The organism is Colwellia sp. Bg11-12 (genome assembly GCF_014076955.1).
Lineage (GTDB): Bacteria > Pseudomonadota > Gammaproteobacteria > Enterobacterales > Alteromonadaceae > Colwellia_A.
The window spans coordinates 41,330-61,573 of the sequence record NZ_JACGUZ010000081.1 but is presented as its reverse complement, the minus strand read 5'-3'; the positions used below and the strand labels follow the sequence as shown (position 1 = coordinate 61,573).

The window sequence follows — 20,244 nt, the reverse complement described above, 5'->3', positions numbered from 1 at the left end:
GCGCCCTTTTATGGATAATAATATGCCTATACTACGTTACCTCACCTACTTGTTATTATTGGCTTTTACAGGCATCACAAGTCCGGTATATTCAGAAAGTTATGTACCCAAATCTAATCAAAGTGTCGTTGCTCGTTGGACGGTACCAAAATCTGCACAACAACCAAAAGTGTTTATCGCGCAACTGCTCAACGATGCGAGTAAACCAGGCTTAGCAAGTCGCTATTATGGCCGGGCGGGTGCGTTACTTAAACCCTTATTGGCAGCCGATCCTAATGATCTACAATTACAATTTTATTCGGCGACTGTATTGCAGCATTATCATCAATTTAATCAGGCGCAACAACTACTTACTCAGATACTTCAATATCAGCCAGGTAACGTTGCTGCTTGGCTAATGAAAGCCAATATTCACATGGTGCAAGGTGATCTCGCTGCAGCAAAAAGTGCTTGTTTACAGGTTTTGGGTCATGGCAGCCTTTTTGTCAGTAGTGCCTGCTTGCTAGAAGTGAGTGCTGAGCAGGGGCAAGTTGTTCAGAGCTACCAACAGCTACAAAATATCGTTAAGGATGCCGGTAATATACCGCTTGAACAACAAGTGTGGCTTAAACAAATTTTAGCTGTTCTTGCTTACCGACAGGGGCTAACAGAGCAAGCTATTGATCATTTATCGGGTTATCCCTTAGCGCAGGCTCCCGTTAGTTATTTAGCGTTATGGGCTGATATTTATTTAGCGCAACGACAAGGTCAAATGGTACTTGATACACTCGGTCCTATTGTTGAAGCCAGTGACAGTTTTGATGATGCTTTACTGCTGCGTTTAACCCTTGCAGAACAATCGACTAACTCAGTAGGTAACCTATGGAAGTTGCGACTCACCCAACGTATTGAAATACGTTTGCAACGAAATGATACTGCTCATGCTGCAGATATAGCTCAATATTATCTCGATATTGTTCCTCACCCTATTAAGGCGCTTCGCTGGGCTGAAATCAATTGGCATCAAGCCAAGTTAGGGGCGGATGAGCGACTACTCAAACGCGCGTTAGCCGCACAAAAGTTATTTGAAAGTTCGCCTCATGGCTAAGTTACATATTTATACAACAGCCTTAATAAACAGAAAAGTAGTGAGATAAAAATATGAAACAGTGGTTAAAACTATGGCTAATCGGTCTGTCATTAATGCTAGCTAATTCTGTCGCGGCTCATCAGTTGAGCACCAGTTATATTATTGCCGAAATAGATGACACAGGTCGAATCAGTGGCGAGTGGCAATTGAGCTTAACCGACTTGGAATTAGCTGTCGGTTTAGATATAAATGAAAACGGTGAGCTGACTTGGGGAGAAGTTAAGAGTCGACAAGCCGAGATTGCTAGCTATTTGGCGGAACACTTATTATTAAGTCGTGGCGGCCTGTCGTGTAACCTGCGCTTTGAGATCATGGAACGCTTACAGGACCATGCTAATGAAGCTTTTGCTGTTACTGATTTTTCAGGGCAGTGCCCAATAAGTGGTGAACTAGAAGTTGCCTACAGTGCGATATTCTCCTTAGATAGTAGCCATGAAGTGGTCCTCAATATTGGTGATGATAATCATTTACACAGTATAGTGTTAGACGACAGTACGCGAAAAATTAATATAGATTTGAGCAAAGGCAGTGCGTGGACAACATTCAAACAGTTCGTTTATCAAGGCGTTGTTCATATTTGGATTGGCATAGATCACATCCTGTTCTTGCTTGCTTTGCTCTTGCCAGCAGTACTTCAGCGAAAAGATAAAAAGTGGCAAGCTATATCAAGCGTTAAAACTATTTTGACTAACACCGTATGGATCGTTAGTGCATTTACCTTGGCCCATTCGCTAACGTTAACAGCGACCGCCTTAGGCTGGTTAAGCCCAAGCAGTCGTTGGGTAGAATTAGGCATTGCTCTATCGGTTTTATTTACCGCTTTAAATAATATTTGGCCAGTGGTTTTACGTTTAGCTTGGCTAACTTTTGCTTTTGGTTTGTTACACGGTATGGGGTTTGCTGGTGTCTTAGGAGAATTAGGTTTACCTGCGGTTCAACAGTTACTGAGTATACTCGCCTTTAATCTTGGTGTTGAAATAGGCCAGTTAGCGATACTTGTTATCTTACTGCCGATATTAATTTTATTACGTAATACCACGTTTTATACGAGAGGTGTTCTACATGTTGGATCTCTAATAATTGCGATTATGGCCGTGCAATGGAGTGTAGAGCGCTGGTAAACTTAAAAATTATTGCTAATGGAATGGCTTATAGCTCAAGTGATAGTTTTGAAGGATACTGGGTCATTCCAGCTATTGGGTTGAAGGGTTTATAGCGACTTAAAAGTATTGCGGGTGCAATACTTTTAAGTCGCTACTTACTAAGTTAGCTAGATTAATAATTCACGCCGCGGTAAATAGCGGCGTGAAATTTTAGCTAATCATCAGACTAAATCGAAGCGATCAGCGTTCATCACACTCGCCCATGCTGTAACAAAATCAGCAACAAACTTCTCTTGGTTATCATCCTGCGCGTAAACTTCAGCATATGAACGAAGAATTGAGTTAGAACCAAAGATAAGGTCAACGCGTGTTGCTGTCCATTTGACCTTATCTGAATGACGGTCGCGGACCTCATAGAGGTTATCATCCATTGGTTTCCACGTGTAATTCATATCGGTGAGGTTAACGAAATAGTCGTTTGACAATACACCTTCGCGTTCAGTGAATACCCCATGCTTTGTGCCACCGTAGTTAGTGCCAAGCATACGCATACCACCAATTAACACTGTCATCTGGTGAGCGGTAAGTCCCATCAGTTGTGTACGGTCAAGCATGAGTTCTTCTGCACTAACAATATAGTCCCCTTTGAGCCAGTTACGATAAGCATCATGGGTTGGCTCTAATACCTCAAAGGAATCTATATCGGTCATTTCATCTGTCGCATCGCCACGCCCTGGTGAGAACGGAACGGTTACGTCAAAGCCAGCCGCCTTTGCAGATTGCTCAATACCAACATTACCTGCTAAAACAATGACATCAGCAATACTTGCACCGCTATCATCTGCAATAGTTTCAAGCGAGGCTAACACCTTAGCAAGACGCGAGGGTTCGTTACCTTGCCAATCTTTTTGCGGGGCAAGACGAATACGAGCACCGTTCGCGCCACCGCGTTTGTCAGAACCACGAAATGTTCGCGCGCTGTCCCATGCGGTAGAGACCATTTCGCTGATACTCAAACCACTTGCTGTTATTTTTTTCTTCACTGATTCAACATCATAACCAGTATCACCTGCTGGAACAGGGTCTTGCCAGATAAGATCTTCTTGTGGCACATCGCTGCCGATATAATTCGCTTTTGGCCCCATATCGCGGTGCGTAAGTTTAAACCATGCACGCGCAAACACGTCAGAAAAGTATGCTGGGTCTTTAGAGAAACGCTCTGAAATCTCTCTATATGCCGGGTCCATTTTCATCGCCATGTCGGCATCAGTCATAATTGGATTTTGACGGATAGATGGATCTTCAACATCAACAGGTTTATGTTCTTCCTTAATATTTATCGGTTGCCACTGCCAAGCACCAGCAGGGCTCTTTTTGAGCTCCCATTCGTGGTTGAGTAACATCGAAAAATAGCCGTTGTCCCACTGGGTAGGATGCGTCGTCCATGCACCTTCAATACCACTTGTTATTGTATCGCGACCAACGCCGCGTTTGGTTTTGTTGTTCCAACCTAAACCTTGTTCAGTGATATTGGCCGCTTCGGGCTCTTCACCTATTTGTGAAGCATCGCCATTGCCATGACATTTTCCTACGGTGTGACCACCGGCAGTTAGCGCAACAGTTTCTTCATCGTTCATCGCCATACGTTCAAACGTTACACGAATATCATGAGCTGTTTTAAGCGGATCTGGCTTACCATCAACACCTTCCGGGTTAACATAAATAAGGCCCATCATTACCGCTGCCAACGGGTTTTCTAAATCACGTTCACCCGAATAACGGCTTCCTTCACTGCCACTAGGAGCAAGCCATTCTTTTTCTGAACCCCAGTAGGTATCTTTTTCTGGATGCCAAATATCTTCACGACCAAAAGCAAATCCAAAGGTTTTTAAGCCCATAGATTCATAGGCAACAGTCCCTGCATAAGCAATTAAATCAGCCCAGCTCAGTTTGTTACCGTATTTCTTTTTAATCGGCCATAGTAAACGGCGCGCTTTATCTAAGTTAGCGTTGTCTGGCCAAGAATTAATGGGGGTAAAGCGCTGATTACCTGTAGCTGCGCCGCCTCTGCCATCTGATATACGGTATGTCCCTGCTGCATGCCAAGACATACGGATCATTAGTCCACCATAATGTCCCCAATCAGCAGGCCACCAGTCTTGGCTATCGGTCATGAATGCGTGCATATCTTTCTTAAGGGCCGTGATATCAAGATCTTTTACGGTTTTTCTATAATCAAAATTGGCTCCCATCGGATTCGTTTTATTATCATGTTGATGAAGAATGTCTAGATTAAGCGACTTTGGCCACCAGCCCATATTAGACGTACTGCTTTGTGTGGCACCGCCGTGCATTACTGGGCATTTTCCACTTGTTGTTGTTTTTTTTTCATTCATATTCAATTTCCTTTCGTTAATCGGTACGGAACGGTCTTAGATAATAGTGAGAATAATACGATATGATGACGCTAAATGATCACTTTGAAATACACCTAATCTTTTTAAATTACATCATAGTACATTCTGTAAAAACCGCATTTTTTCTTAGTGCTAGATGACTTAATAACGTATCTCATTCTGTTAGTTTTTTAAACCTTAGTTTTTTACGATTAAATACGCTTATAACGTGTAAACGTATGGGGAAAATGTTTCAGTTGTATGAAATGGATGATTCGTTAGAAAAAACAGTACGGCTTCCTATTTACTATTTTATCTTTGCGGGTTACCCGCGCATTACTCATTTTTACCTTGTAACACTTGTGTCATCTTTCTTAAATAAAAACTACATATTACTTCAACATTTCTGTCATTTAACCCCAGTAGGATAGCCGCAACTTTATTCTAATAATTTCTGCGGAGCAGACTAACATGCAAATGAATTCACTCTTTAAAATAAGTACGCTAGCTTGTGCTATTACTTTAGCCGGTTGTGGTGGTGGCGATATTAAACTCTCATCTGAAGTGAATAATTCAGTGGGTGATACGACTATTACTAACCCAACGCCTACCGATCCCGTAGTGACTGAATTACCGGGTAAGTCTAGTTCTGTTTTGGGACAAGATGTTTCAAGTGCTTTAGGTTTTGATGTTGCTGTACAAGTACTTGATGGACAAATTAGCAGTGATATGACGTTAGTTGCCAGTGCCGACAGCAAGCCGGTATTTTATGCCATTAGTGGTGCATTAGAAGTAATGGCAGGGGCAACACTCACTGTAGAGCCTGGCGTTGTTATGTTTGGGCAATCAGGCGGTGATTATGTTGTTGTACATCGCGATGCGAAGATAATGGCAGAAGGCATAAAAACTAAACCTATTATTTTAACTTCATTGCAAGATGTTAAAGGCGAAGAAACAACAGCAGGTCAATGGGGTGGTGTCGTTATTCTAGGTAATGCACCTTCAAACAAATGTCCTACTGATGGCAGTGCATGTTCTCTTCAAATTGAAGGCGCAGAAGAAGGGGCTGTCTTTGGTGGCACAAACTGGGAAGACAATTCAGGTATTTTAAAATACCTTGTTGTTAAATATGCCGGGTTTGAAATTGCGCCCGACAACGAACTAAATGGAATTACCTTTGGTGGTGTTGGCTCAGGAACAACGGTTGATTATATTCAAGTACATTCAAATGCCGATGACGGCGTAGAATTTTTTGGCGGTGCGGTCAATGTTAAGCATTTAGTGTTAACAGCAAACAAAGATGACAGTATCGATTGGGACAATGGTTATAAAGGTATGCTGCAACATATTTATGTAGAACATGCTAAAAATGCCGGCGAAGCAAACCGTGGTATTGAAGGTGATAACGATGGTTCTACTCCTGATAAAGAGCCACAGTCAGCGCCAATTATTGCTAATTTAACCATTGTCGGTAATAACTTTGACAGTGCAGATAAAGACTCAGAAGGTATTTATTTACGCGAAGGAACCGCAGCAAAAATATTTAACACGGTTGTAACAGGCACCAGTGAAATGGGTGAATGTTTAGAAATTGAAGGTGGTTCAACAAGCTCTGTAACGGTTGATAATGCTAATAGTGGAAAAATTGTTATGCAAAACAGTGTTATGGCCTGTAATAACAGTGAAAACTTCAAAAATGCTAAAGCGGAAGACGGTAGTGTCTTGCTTGACCTCGAAGCATGGTTCAGTGCAGAAACATCTAATAGTATCAGTAGTTCTATTTTAATTAATGAAAACGGTATTCCTGATGCTAACTCGCCACTCGTTGCTGAGAATGCCGGACAAGATGTCGCTAATACACAAAATGCCTTTTTTGACTCCGTTGACTACATTGGCGCGTTTGACAGTGCTAATAACGCGGGTAACGATTGGCGTGAAGGTTGGGCTTTTGGTTACGGTGGTGGTGTAGTAACGGCTCAGGCAGAAACACAAGGTTGTCCTACTGGCACATCGGCAATTTCTTCAGTAAATGGCTCAAACATTACTTGTCAATTAAGCGGTGTTATTGCTAACAATTTAACGTTAACCGCTAATAATGTTTATGCCCTAAACGGCGCTGTTTTTGTTGGTGGCGATAAAATCAACTCAGCAACGTTAACCATTGAAGCGGGTACAACCATTTATGGCCGTTCAGGTAGCGATTACTTAGTGGTGAGTCGTGACTCAGAAATCCAGGCGAATGGTACCGCATCAAAACCAATCACTTTTACGTCAAGTCAAGATTTGACGGGCGCTGAAACAGGTGCGGGACAATGGGGTGGTATTGTACTTTTGGGTAATGCGACATCAAATAAATGTCCAACGGATGGCAGTGATTGTGCACTTCAAATTGAAGGTGCTCAAGATGGTGCAGTCTTTGGCGGCACAGACGATGCCGACAGCTCAGGTACATTACGTTATGTCGTTGTTAAGCATGCAGGTTATGAAATAGCACCAGACAACGAATTGAACGGTATCACGTTTGGTGGTGTTGGTTCTGGTACGAAAGTAGAATATATTCAAGTACATGAAAATGCTGATGATGGTATCGAGTTTTTTGGTGGCACCGTTAACCTTAAGTACGTGGTATTAACGTCTAACAAAGATGACAGCGTTGATTGGGATAATGGTTTTCGTGGCAATTTACAATACGTATTAGTTAAGCACGACCCACAAAATGGTGAAGCAAACCGTGGTATCGAAGGTGATAACGACGGTTCAACACCGAACAAGCTACCACAATCAAACCCAAGCATTGCCAACATGACCATTATAGGCAATACATTTGACACAGCCGATAAAGACTCTGAAGGTGTTTATCTTCGAGAAGGCACGAAAGCGCAACTGCATAACTTTGTTGTTACAGGTCCTGCGGGCATGGGCGAATGTCTAGAACTTGAAGCAGGTTTAACTGTAGACCAAGCAAAATCTGGTGGTACGGTAATGAGCAATTCTGTTATAGCTTGTGATGAAGCGTTTAAAGGCACAAAAGACTCTAGCGATACTGCTTTTGACTTAATGAGCTGGTTCATTAACGATAATACTGAAAACAGTACGGCTGCAAATACAAGTGTGGTACTAGAGGGCATTTTCACTATCGATACCACAACACCTAAAGACTTTACCGGTAACAGCTTTTTTGAAAATGCTGACCATGTAGGTGCGGTAACGAAAGCGAAAAACTGGACAGCAGGATGGACAGTAGGTCTTGAAGAATAATTAGACGTTGCAAGGCGAGCACTGTTTATTCCAATAATCAGTGTTCGCATTTTTATACCAGCATAACTAATCAACACTCAATCAACCTACCTGATGCAAGCGATTATCAAAGCAGAAAAAGCTCATCAAAAGCAAGCACAGAGACTCTATCGAGGTTAACGATGAACAAAGAATTAAGGCATAGCGCCAACAAACTAAAAGTAAAAAAAAATAATAATCGTTTTAGTTTAAACTGTTTAGCGCTAGCAATATTAACAAGCTTTTCAGCGACATCAGCAGTAGCAGAGCAAACATCAGCAGAAGATGAGGCTATTGAAGAAGTTGTTGTTAAAGTAAGTCGGTTAAAAGGCACCGCTAGCGCTATTATTGCAGAGCGCCGCAATCAAGCCTTTATTGCTGATATTTTAGGCGCAGAGCAAATTTCACGCACCGGTGACAGTGATGCTGCAGCCGCGTTACGACGTGTTACTGGTGTAACATTAGTCGATGGCAAATTTATCTACGTACGTGGTTTAGGTGAACGCTATTCCAGCACACAATTAAATGGTGCCGCTGTACCTAGCCCAGATCCTACAAGAAGTGTTATACCACTTGATTTATTTCCAGCGTCGATTATCGAATCTTTATCGGTACAAAAATCTTATTCACCTTCAATGCCGGCACATTTTGGTGGCGGCAATGTTGATATCCGATTAAAAAGTATTCCAACAGATTTTCTTTTTAATATGTCGGGTAATGTCGGGGGCAATACCGAAAATTTCGATGATGGTTTCACTTACAATGGCGGTAGTGATGATTGGCGTGGCCAAGATGACGGCACTCGCGCGGCACCAAAAAAATTACAAGAATTATGGAATAGCCACAGCCCATTAAAAAATCTTAGTCAAGATGAAAATCGTGCAATAGCGTCGCAGCTTAATCGTGATTACGATCCCGTTAAAGAAAATATTGCCCCAGATTTTGGGCTTGATATCGTGCTTGGTGATAAATTTGAACAGGGTAAATATCGCTGGGGCTACTTAACTTCTTTATCATATGACAATGAATGGCAAGTAAGTGAATTATACGAAGGTCAAGATTTTCGCAATAACACTGACGATTCATGGAGTTTAGTTAGGGGGTTTGACCAAGTTACCTCAACTGAACATTCGGTGAAATGGTCAGGTCTGTTGAACTTAGGCGTAGAATACGACCGAGATCATCGCCTTGATTATAGTTTAATTGTGCTACGTGATACTGCCGACGAGATAAAAGACAAACTCGGTAATACCAATAACGTGTTACTTAGCGACGGCCTTCGCATTCGAGACAGTGATGTTAGCTACGAAGAGCGTGAGATGATCGCTAACCAGTTTCGTGGCACGCACAACCTGCCATGGCTGTGGAACATAGGTTTTGATTGGAAATACTCAGACGCTCGTTCAAGTCGCTACGCGCCTGGTAATGTTTCTACGCGCTACATATTGAGTGACGAAAACGAAGACGGTGTGTTTGATCTTGCTAACGAAAGTAGTTTACGTAAGGCTTCAACTGCTACTCGTTATTCCTTTCAGGACTTGGAAGATAAAGTAGCAAACAGCGGTTTTAACCTGTCTTTGCCCGTGACATTTTCGCAATCAGAATTAGAGCTTAAATTCGGTGGCGACTTTATTGAGAAAACCCGCGACGCTTTTTCGAGACGTATCGATGTAAATACCTTAGCCTTTAAGGAACTTAGTCTTAGTGGTAATAAAATGAATGATATTTTAACTGACGATATTATTCTTAATCATCCATTACAAGGCAGTGAAACGATTATTCGAGACACCTCTGTAATGGGCGATGACTATTATTCAGCACAAATGACTGATGCTTATTACTTTGAGGCTGATTGGTTTATTGACAATACTTGGCGTATCAGTGGTGGTTTTCGCTGGGAAGATTACCGTCAGGTTGTTGCTCCTTTAGACCCTGCAACGGGACGCTTTGATTTACCGTCTGAGCCAACAGAAGCTGATTTAAAGAAACTCTCTTTTAAAGAAGATGATATATATTCGGCGTTAGCGCTTACTTACATGATGAGTGATGAGGTTCAGTTTCGCTTCTCTTATGGTGAAACCACAATACGCCCAGATATTCGCGAAGTTGCTCCATCAACCTACCTTGACCCGTTAACCGGGTATCCTATTCGAGGGACTGCGGGGATAGAAACAACCGATATTAAAAACTACGATCTACGTTGGGAGTGGTACTTAAATACGGGGGAAAACTTATCCGTTGGTTTGTTCTACAAAGATATGATAAATCCTATAGAATCAGTTCAATCACCAGGCCAAGATGGTCCACCTCTTATTGTTATTGCAAATGCTGATGATGGTGAAGTTTATGGTGTTGAAGTAGAGTTCATGAAAGATTTTGCCTTTTTGGGTGATTTTGCTGGCATGAACGGCAACGATTTTTTCTTGTCGGGTAACGTGACCTTAAGTGACTCTGAAATAAATATCAACACGCAACGGGTTGTTGAACAAACTGGGGTTTCTGCAGCCATTACTAACCCCACACGTAGAATGACAGGTCATTCTGAATATGTGGTAAACGTAAACTTAGGTTACGATGCACCCAACGGTAATCATTCAGTGACAGTGGCCTATAATGTCTTTGGTGAACGTATTATTATTCCAGGTATAGAAGGGCAAGACGACAAGTATGAACAACCTTTTCATTCACTTGACATGGTATATACCTACTATCCTACCTATTCAACAACGTTAAAATTCAAAGTACAAAACCTACTGGATGAAAGTAAAGAAATAGAGTTTTCTGACACTTTATTTCGTAGTGAAACGAAAGGCATTGCTTTTGATGTTTCATTTAAATGGGATTTTGATTAGTTAATATCCGTTGCTAATGAATAAAAAATGGCTATCAAAGTAATTTGATAGCCATTTTTATTGTTAGACAATAATTTTTTTGATTGTGTAAATATCTGATCGTCTCCTTAATTATTACTGAAATCACAATGTAAAATATTGATATTATTTATATTAACAATGTGAGCATGAAATAATATATGCTTACAATATAGTCATTACAGGTAAGTCCCCACCGTATATGATTAGCTCATCAATGGTTTATCGAGAATCACTCGCCAGTTATTAATCAGGCTTTTTAATTAAGGAAGATAAATTGAAAAAAGTTGTAGAGCGAATCAGTACGGGTAGAAGAAGACTTCTGAAAAAAGCGACAGCGATTGCTACTTTAGCGGTATCAAGCACTATGGTTAGCAATCGTGTTCAAGCAAGCGTACAAGAGAGTTGTGAACGTTCAGATACCAAAGATTTAAGTTACTTACCAAGCCCTAAACAAGCTCAAGCTACTGAAGGTGTATTGCCCTTATCTGGTGGCGCAGGACTTTACTATTGGGACACTGGCGGGGAAGGCCCTGCAGTAGTGTTGTCTCATCCCGGTAGAGGAAGTGCGTTAACGTGGCCTTATCAGCAACCTGTTCTTTCTGCTGCGGGCTTTAGAGTTATTGCATACTCTCGACGTGGTTATTATGGTTCCCCAGCCGGTTCAGCCGCTGATACAGGTAACTATGCTGATGACCTTAATGCGTTAATTACTCATCTAAATATCGACAAATTTCATATTCTTGGTCTCGCCGCAGGCGGTTTTGCTGTTTCGGATTATGCGGTGTCATATCCTGAAAAACTGCTTAGCATGGTTATCGTTTGTAGCCTTTTTGGCTTATGGGACAAAAATATTGACGAACGTTTGGATTTTATTCTCCCTAAGAGCTTTGCTGGTTTACCGCCTGAATTTAAAGAACTGGGTGCTTCATATCGTTGGGCAAACCCTGAAGGTGTTCGTCAGTGGATTGATATGGAAGAAAAGTCGAGGGGGAATGGCGAAAGGCATGGTCAAAAAGCTAAAAGTAATATTACGTGGGAGAAAATGAGAGCGGGTAATATTCCTACTTTTTTTATTGCAGGTGGAGCTGACTTATATCAACCCCCTTCAATGATGAGGGCTGCAGCACGCGAAATACCTAACAGCCAGACTCTGGTGGTTGCAGAAGCGGGGCATGCTGTGCAGTGGGAACAACCAGCATTATTTAATCAGGCCGTTATCGCTTTTTTTAGAAAACACCAGTAAATTTCAAATGGTTAGCGTGATTTTAGCCAAAACTTGATTTTTTCATCACTATAATATTTACCACCTTCTTTAATTTATTGATTTAAAACTGGTATTTTTATGGCTTGCTTTGTGCTCTCATAAAACAATTATTTTAAAATAAGGATGTTATAAATAATGTATGGCGTTAATAAGAAAAATTTACTGTTAACTTTACCGATATTGAGTCTTTTATGGTTTACAGCAACGATCGTTATAGGTGGTCTGTTTTATCCTGGCTATAGCCATACCTCGCAGTTTATTAGTGAACTAGGCGCAACAGGCTCGCCGCACGGAAATTATGTTAATTATATAGGGTTCATGCCAACAGAGTTGTTCATGCTTGCTTTTGTATTGATATGCTTTTCTGTTATTCCTAAGACAAAGGTCAATTTTAGCGGATTGTGCTTTATTGGACTTTATGGCGTTACGCTCAGTGTTGCTTCTTTTTTCCCTTGCGATTTTGAATGCCGCCCTACAACACCATCACTGTCACATAATATTCATATGCTATCTGCGTTCCCGGGTTATTTATCTGGAATAGTATCCATGTTTGTTATTTCATCAGGTTCATCATTTTGGGCTAAATCTAAAACGTTTAAAATTTTCAGCTACGGTATTGGTTGTTTATGTATCTACGCATTTTTGAATTTAGATCCTAAATTAGCTTTTGTTGGTAGTGTTCAGCGTAGCTTGGATTTCATGATATATTTGTGGTTTATATATTTTGCTTATCATTTGAGAAAGTTCTTGTCTGAAAAATAACGCTATAGAGAACCGTTTACATTTTTACTTTATATCTAAATAAAAATTGAGCGTTTATTATTTGCGTCCTTAATGGCACATAGCTATTTTACTGCAGTATGGAGAAAAACTATCAATAAACGTTGGCTTGTTATCGCTGTTATTATCAGTTATTTAATGATGTTATTTGGCGGTGCTGCACTCAAACCTGACTATTCTCACATTAGCCAATTTATTAGTGAACTTAATGCAACAGGTACTCCTTACGCAGGAATAGTCAGTTGGTTTGGCTTCTTTTTATTTGGTGTTCTAGCAAGCCTTTTACTTTTTGTTACAGCTGATAAAGCACCTGTTCGCGGCATCAGTCGCATAGGATACTGGCTACTTATTGCCGAGCCTATTGCTTACATGGGCTCAGCATTTTCTCCATGCGATTTTGGCTGCCCTGTTGATGGAGGTATGAGTCAATTGATGCACAATGCCCTTGCCGTGGTTACCTTCATATCAACATCACTTGGATTGTTCTTGCTTTCATTCACACCAAAAATCTCTGTTTTACAGCGAGTTTTTTGGGTGGTTTTGTCTTGTTTATGGCAAATTTTATTTGTTTTGATGCTCGATGAAGCGATGCTAGAGATTCGTGGCCTGTTACAACGTATTGGGGAATGTGTTGTTTATAGCGTACTTTGTAGTAGCGCTTGGCGACTATTAAGCGCTAACAATAATTTACAGTAGGACGTTTATACTAATTTAAATTCAGGCCTTTATTTATCGTTATTAGAAAAACATTAAGGGTTAATTATTTTAACAAAGGTAAATTATGGTTTATTCTATTTGTTTAAAATCATAAGTTTATGAAGAACCTTCAAATGCTTGCTTAAGTGCATTCGGTGTTAAGCCTGTCCAGCGTTTGAATGAACGGCGAAAATTAGTTATGTCAGAGAAGTGTAAAGCATTGGCAACCTTCTCATTACTATGACCTTGTTCGGTTAACTGAAAAATGGCTTGTTGTTGGCGATAAAGGTCCAATAAATGCTGATAACTAGTGTGATGTAAAGCTAATTTTCTTTTCAATGTTGCAGGGCTAACAGCAAGGCTTGCAGCAACTTTCTCTAGTGTTACCTCATTATGCTGCTCATAACAGGTTTCAAAACCTTGTAAAATAGATTGAATTATTCCAACAGGAAAACGCTTCCGCTCTAGTTGATTAAGATGGTAATTTTTTATAATCTGGCTACTTTCCTCAAATAATTTCATCATTAGGCTTTCGGTAAATGATATTTGTAAGCCTAAATAACCTGTCACTTTTGAGCGATTAAATAATGATTCGATCTTAGGAATAAATCGGAACGTTTGGGCAAAGTAAGCTTGGTATTGTTCAATATAGTCAGGTCGCTGATACGGGAAACGAATATGTAACTCGGGTAAGCCTTTCATTCGCCACTTTAGGGCACTAATAACAAGGCTAGCCAGTAATTCACACATAAAAATATGATAGTCATCACTTTCAATAGTGATGGCGTGGTTGAAAATTAAATAGCGGTTACCTTGGTGGCGCTTTTCTACCAAGAACATAAACGGAAATATATTGCTTTGATGGCATTTTATTATCCGTAACATGTCTTGTAAGTTACGAGCGTTACTTAACGCTAAACCGATTTGACCAAGTTGTGTCGGAAATAATCGACTGCCCAGCAAAAAAGGAATTTCAGGTGTATTGATAAATTTAATCGTGTTGTAAATTAATTGCGAGAACTGTTGCTGAGATATCGCCACATTAGGGTTGGATAGATCATGCTGAAATAACTTTGTTCCCTTTAAGAGTTTATCGGGGTGAATACCTCGCTGTTTGGCAATATCGACAAGTAAAATAACCAAAGTTAAATCTTTAATTACTTTATCTTGTTGCTCAAAATAATGCTTCACGCGCTAAGTCTTTTACTATCACTTTGACGGCTAACTGATTTTGCTAATAATAAATGTTGATTAATATCAGCAAGGATTTCTTCAAAATTATCCCAGCCACGATATTGGTGACTGCAAGTGTTTACCTGTGAATATATTGCTTGGCTTGTGCTGTCTAATTTATAAGCAAGGTGCTCTATTGATTGTTTGATTTGCTGTGCAATTTCGTCAGCCGTACTTTGATGGGTATTAGGCATCAATACGATAAATCGGTCGCTTGCATAACGACAGGCTAAATCACTATCTCTGATATTCATCGTAATAAGTAGCGCGACTTCTCTGAGTAAATTATCACCATTTTTATAGCCATAATGTTCATTAAATTGAGAAAATTTGCGAATATCTAGCATCACTAAAGCAAACGAAGAATTCTGTGCCTTATTATGGTTAATCTCTAGCGTTATCTGGTTTTTCATATAATCAGCGCTATAAAGCCCGGTAATAAAATCGGTTAAGCTGTGCTCTCGATAAAACCTTTCAGTTCTTCGTAATTGGTTATTAATTGAATTTTGCTCTTGATGCCAATGATATAAAGCAAATGTCATGATCACCATGCCTACCGGGGCTGGTAATGATTCTATTGTGGTCAACCATGCCCAATCTTGAGGATATCGTACAAATTCATCCAGAAAATCTAAAAGCATTGAAACGTGAGTCAGCGTTAAGCCAATAAATAATAAGTTCGTTACTCGGCCTGCTGGGCGACTGACTAATGTAAAAAATATCCATATAAGGGTCATCAAGGTTATTCCTCCTTCACCCATGGCATCAAACCAGTCGAATTCGAACTCCCGTTTTAGTGTGCCAATGCTAAATGCACCACTGACAATGAATGTGATAGTGACAATAAGATAAAAAAATAAGGCCTTATGCAGGCGTAAAAAAGTGTAATTCATCGTTTCAACATTAAGTTTTTAGCTAAGAGCACCAGCATATGAATCAATTAACACTAGCGAAAGGGTCATATTAGCTCACGTAAGTGACAGTTTTTTTACTCTTGTTGAGCGAACTTTATTTTAAAGTGCTTTTTTCATCGGAGGGAGGCGTTATTACTTTGTTTTTTTGCAAGGTCTAATTAGCTCAAAGGGATAAATGCTAGTGGTAAAATCGAGATAAATAGTACGGGTTTATCGTTGTGAAAAACAATTGAAATATTTTTGTCATATTTTTTCGCTACTGTCTTCGTCAATGCATTTTAACTACCCGTGTCACTGAACTAAATCACTAGATTATAGCGTTAAATAATTAGGTTGTTCAGTAGCTAAACACTTAAAAAATTGAGTATAAACAATGATAAAAATGAATTCTTTGCAGAAATTTAAGCGCACTGCAATTGCTATTTCTTGCGGAGCGGTATTATTTAGTGGCACTGTTTTAGCTGAAGACGTGTCATTTAATGGTCGTGTTACCGATTCGTCAAACACGGTATATTTTGAAGGCGCAAAAGTCACAATTAAAGAGCTTGGTATCAGCGTTATTTCTGCTCGAGATGGTTCATTTCGTTTTCCTGCCTTACCTGAAGGCGAATATAGTTTAGAAATCACCTATATCGGCGCACCGACAGTAGAAAGAAAAATTACCATTAGCGCTGATAGTGACCCAGCACAAACCTTTGTTATTGGTGAGCGTACAGAAGCATTAGATAACATTATTGTCTATGGCCAACGTGCAGGGCAGGCTGGCGCTATTAATCGCCAAAAGAATGCTGACAAATTAATGTCAATTGTCAGTGCTGATACTATAGGTCAATCACCCGATCAAAACGCTGCAGAAGCATTACAGCGTTTACCCGGTATGTCTATTCAACGAGATCAAGGAGAAGGGCGCTTTGTCACTATTCGTGGTATCGATCCGAACTTAAATAATGTCACTATTAACGGCTTGAATGTACCTTCGCCAGAGTCAGGTGTTCGTAGTGTTGCTATGGATGTTATTCCCTCAGAGCTTATTCAAAGTTTGGAAGTGAGTAAGTCTGTTACCCCTGATATGGATGCAAGTGCTATCGGTGGTTCAATTGAAATAAAAAGCTTAAGTGCCTTTGATAGACAAGGCCGAAGCTATAATGCAACCGCTCAAGGTTCGTATAATGCATTAATGGAAGATACCAGCCCAAAATTATCAGGTAGTTTCACTGATGTTTTTGACTTATCTTCAAATAGCCAATTAGGTGTCGCAACTGCTTTTTCATGGTTTGAACGCAAATTTGGTTCCCATAATGTTGAAACAGATGGCGGTTGGGATGAATTTGAATATAAAGACAATGCAACCGGTGACAATGTAGAAGTATTTTCAGCAGAAGAAATTGAACAACGCCATTATGAGATTACCCGTGAACGTCTAGGTGCAGCATTAAATTTAGACTTGCACACCTCAACGACCGATAAATATTACTTTAGAACCTTATACAGCCGATTCTCAGATGATGAGTTTCGCTTACGTAATCAATATAAGTTCGATAAAGGCAATATTGACCTAACCCGTTACAACGACAATTCTGCTCAATTTATTGACGCTGATATGGAACGGGATACTAAAGACCGTTTTGAAGAGCAAGAAATCCTTTCATTAGTACTTGGCGGCGAAAATCAGTTAAACGGCTGGTTAGTTGAATACAATCTGGGTTACTCAAAGTCTTCTGAAAAAGAGCCAAACCGAGTAGATGTTGCCTTTAAAGGTAAAGATTTAGCTATAGGTTATCTGTCAACAGGTAATGTGCCACAGTTAACACAATCTGAAGCAGCGCATGATTTAAATAACTTCGAAATGAATGAAATTGCCTACGAAAATAACTTATCTGAAGATGAGGCGCTAAGCGTTAAAGTCGATTTAACGCGCGATTTTGTTTGGAAAAATAATAATGGTCAGTTCAAATTTGGTGTTAAGCACCAAGCACGTGAGAAGTTTACGCGGCTTGATGCGGTAATTTTTGATGGTGGTTTTGATGATATTACTGCAACCCAGTTCGGTACATCATCACCCGACTTTAACTTAGGTGACTTTGGTCCAGGTCTGGATGAAAGTTCATTGAAAAGTTATGTATTATCAAATCGTAATAGCTTTGAAATTAACCCGTTGGACTCTTCTATAGAAAGTGCAGGGGGATCTTTTGAAAGTGAAGAGAACATTACTGCTGCCTACGCAATGATGACACTCGATATTGATAACTGGCAAATAGTAACAGGGTTTCGTTATGAAAATACAAGCTTTGACACTTTAGGTAACCGCGTTGAACTGATCGCTGACGAAGTAAATGATGACGAAAGAGTCGATATTTCACCGTGGAAAGCAACAAAAGATTATGACCACTTACTGCCAAGTCTAAACATAAAATATACCCCTTCAGATAAAATAGTCGCTCGTTTTGCCTTTACACAAACCATCGCTCGCCCAACATTTGGCGACTCAGCAGCATTCCAACTTGTTGAGAGTGAAGTGACTGAAGATGAGGGCGAAATTAAAACAGAGCGCAAAGCAGAAGTGGGTAACCCAGAACTTAACCCTTACGAATCTACTAACCTAGACTTCTCCATTGAATATTATCCAGGCGACATCGGTGTATTGTCTGCGGGCTTGTTCTATAAAGATATCGACAACTACATTTTATCGACTGAAGTGCAGGATAACGGTGAATGGGATGGTTATAAAGAAGTATTGCAACCCATTAATGGAGGTTCAGCATCTTTAACTGGCTTAGAGCTAGCATGGACGAAAAATTTTACTTCAGGTCTTTTTATCAGTGCTAACGGGACATTTGTTGATACTGATGAAGCATTACCAAACCAAGCAGATACCTTAGGGAACATCATGTTAGGTTATGAAAATAATAAATTTAGTGCTCGACTTAGTACCTCTTATAAAAGCAAAAGCTTTCAATTTATAGATAACCAGACTTCAGTTTATGAAGACAACCATACACAGGTCGACTTCACGGCTAAGTATTACATCAGTGATACCCTGCAAGTTTACTTCAACGCGGTAAATTTAACGGATGAGCCAATGTATATCTACCACGGTAGCGACGCGTACAACTATCAATATGAAGAGTACGGTGCTTCATTTGAACTTGGTTTTACTATTAACTCACTTTAATACAGGCGCATATAACACAAGGTGTTAGCTTAGGCGCACCTTGTGTTAATCGACAGACAATATGAAAATACTTAACTCTTCATTATTAACCGCGACGCTACTTTTTACCGTAGCTTGCCAGCAAGCTTATGATGTAAAAACTTCAGAAAAACCTACTAATATAGCTCAACCCATTAGCTTCTTAGCGTTTGGTGATGGTGGCTATAGCGTTGACTACCCCAAGAAAAAGCACATAGAAAACCCACGTAACAAAACTCAATTTATTGAAAAAGAAAAAGAAGATTGGTTAGAAGATTATCGTCCAATCGACGAATTTGATCATGCACCTATTCATGTCTATGCCGATACTGAAATTGCCACTGAAGCAAGTGGAGCTATTCCCGTAGGCAAAGCAATGGCCACATTATGTAAGCAACGTAATTGTGAGTTTGGTATTCAGTTGGGTGATAATATTTATCCAGACGGCGCTGATGCTAATGACGGTAAAGATGACCAAAAACGTATGGACGATTTAATTCTAGGTCCATTATTACCCTTGTTTGAAGAAGAGTCCGCATTCATTGTTTATTCGGCACTAGGGAATCATGACTGGAAAACGTCTCGACAAGGTGTGGCACTGCAAACCCAATGGATGGGTAAGAAAAAGAATTTTCATATGGATAAGCAAGGTTACTACAGCTATACCCAAGGAGAGCCGGGAAATGAAGTTGAATTCTTCGTTTTAGATACTAACATGCTACTGGCTGGACAAACCTTTTATGAAATACCACTGAATCCAGATGGAAGCGAAGGCGAACTTAAAGTGGCATTGGCGAATGGCACTGCAAAACTTGAAGCACATGAAGAACATGAAGGCCCCAAAAATGGCGAAGATAAAGCGCAAATTCAATGGCTGAAAAACGGTTTAGCTAACTCAACGGCTAAATGGAAAATGGTTTATGGGCATCATATTTTATGGTCAATTGGTGGTTCAAAATATAGTGAAGGTCATGTTTTGCGTAAACTCATTATGCCAACACTTTGTCAATATGCGGATGCTTATATTGCAGGTCATGAGCATGATTTAGAATTATTAACCGATGATTGTTCACTTTATCCAGCGGCTAAACGTGAAGATCCTCTGCCATTAATTATCAGTGGCGCTGCGTCTAAAATGCGTGGTAAGCATTCGCCTTTTGCAGATCATCAGGAAAAATACTATCCAGAATATGAACTGATATGGTCAAAAAGTTTTGTCTGGGGATTCGCGCACGTTAACATCGACAATAACACTGACCAACTCAAGGTTGATTTCTTTACAACACCACGTAATAAAAGCGGAACCCTTGTTCCCGAATACACGCATACTTTTTCGTATCGTAAAGATAATGTCTATAAATAAAGGCTCTTTGGTCATAGTGACCTGATA

General features: G+C 40.1%; 12 protein-coding genes. 9 read left to right on the top strand and 3 right to left on the bottom strand.

What is annotated here, in order from left to right; all coding sequences use genetic code 11:
- Positions 1 to 22 precede the first annotated feature (22 nt).
- Together H4J39_RS17440 and H4J39_RS17435 are read left to right on the top strand one after the other, a co-directional pair.
- Positions 23 to 1,087, top strand: coding sequence for a lipopolysaccharide assembly protein LapB (locus tag H4J39_RS17440; protein ID WP_182229616.1), 1,065 nt, complete (start codon positions 23 to 25; stop codon positions 1,085 to 1,087).
- 53 nt (positions 1,088 to 1,140) lie between these two features.
- Positions 1,141 to 2,250, top strand: a complete 1,110-nt coding sequence (locus H4J39_RS17435) for a HupE/UreJ family protein (RefSeq protein WP_182229615.1) — start codon at positions 1,141 to 1,143, stop codon at positions 2,248 to 2,250.
- A gap of 203 nt (positions 2,251 to 2,453) precedes the next feature.
- On the opposite strand, the gene katG is transcribed toward H4J39_RS17435, so the two are convergent.
- Positions 2,454 to 4,628 (bottom strand): catalase/peroxidase HPI, encoded by a 2,175-nt coding sequence (gene katG, locus H4J39_RS17430; protein WP_182229614.1) that lies wholly within the window; start codon positions 4,626 to 4,628, stop codon positions 2,454 to 2,456.
- A gap of 471 nt (positions 4,629 to 5,099) precedes the next feature.
- Here katG and H4J39_RS17425 point away from each other — a divergent pair, with 471 nt between their 5' ends.
- The 5 genes from H4J39_RS17425 (at position 5,100) to H4J39_RS17405 (ending at position 13,517) form a co-directional block, all read left to right on the top strand.
- Positions 5,100 to 7,886, top strand: a complete 2,787-nt coding sequence (locus H4J39_RS17425) for a hypothetical protein (RefSeq protein ID WP_182229613.1) — start codon at positions 5,100 to 5,102, stop codon at positions 7,884 to 7,886.
- A gap of 161 nt (positions 7,887 to 8,047) precedes the next feature.
- Positions 8,048 to 10,756 (top strand): TonB-dependent receptor domain-containing protein, encoded by a 2,709-nt coding sequence (locus tag H4J39_RS17420; protein ID WP_182229612.1) that lies wholly within the window; start codon positions 8,048 to 8,050, stop codon positions 10,754 to 10,756.
- Positions 10,757 to 11,051: 295 nt separating this feature from the next.
- Positions 11,052 to 12,020, top strand: a complete 969-nt coding sequence (locus tag H4J39_RS17415; RefSeq protein ID WP_220462249.1) for an alpha/beta fold hydrolase — start codon at positions 11,052 to 11,054, stop codon at positions 12,018 to 12,020.
- Positions 12,021 to 12,176: 156 nt separating this feature from the next.
- The gene (locus H4J39_RS17410) at positions 12,177 to 12,803 is read left to right on the top strand and encodes a DUF998 domain-containing protein (RefSeq protein WP_182229611.1); all 627 of its coding nucleotides are present in this window, start codon (positions 12,177 to 12,179) and stop codon (positions 12,801 to 12,803) included.
- A 72-nt stretch (positions 12,804 to 12,875) separates the two neighbouring features.
- Positions 12,876 to 13,517, top strand: coding sequence for a DUF998 domain-containing protein (locus H4J39_RS17405; RefSeq protein WP_182229610.1), 642 nt, complete (start codon positions 12,876 to 12,878; stop codon positions 13,515 to 13,517).
- 117 nt (positions 13,518 to 13,634) lie between these two features.
- On the opposite strand, the gene H4J39_RS17400 is transcribed toward H4J39_RS17405, so the two are convergent.
- Positions 13,635 to 14,708, bottom strand: coding sequence for an AraC family transcriptional regulator (locus H4J39_RS17400; RefSeq protein ID WP_182229609.1), 1,074 nt, complete (start codon positions 14,706 to 14,708; stop codon positions 13,635 to 13,637).
- Positions 14,705 to 15,643, bottom strand: a complete 939-nt coding sequence (locus H4J39_RS17395; protein WP_182229608.1) for a diguanylate cyclase domain-containing protein — start codon at positions 15,641 to 15,643, stop codon at positions 14,705 to 14,707. Before H4J39_RS17395 ends, H4J39_RS17400 begins: the two co-directional genes overlap by 4 nt.
- 394 nt (positions 15,644 to 16,037) lie before the next feature.
- Between H4J39_RS17395 and H4J39_RS17390 the strand changes: the two genes are divergently transcribed.
- Both H4J39_RS17390 and H4J39_RS17385 read left to right on the top strand, forming a co-directional pair.
- A complete protein-coding gene (locus H4J39_RS17390) occupies positions 16,038 to 18,836 on the top strand; it encodes a TonB-dependent receptor (RefSeq protein WP_404842698.1) in 2,799 nt (932 codons plus the stop codon).
- A gap of 61 nt (positions 18,837 to 18,897) precedes the next feature.
- A complete protein-coding gene (locus H4J39_RS17385; RefSeq protein ID WP_182229607.1) occupies positions 18,898 to 20,217 on the top strand; it encodes a metallophosphoesterase in 1,320 nt (439 codons plus the stop codon).
- The last annotated feature ends 27 nt before the right edge of the window (positions 20,218 to 20,244 follow it).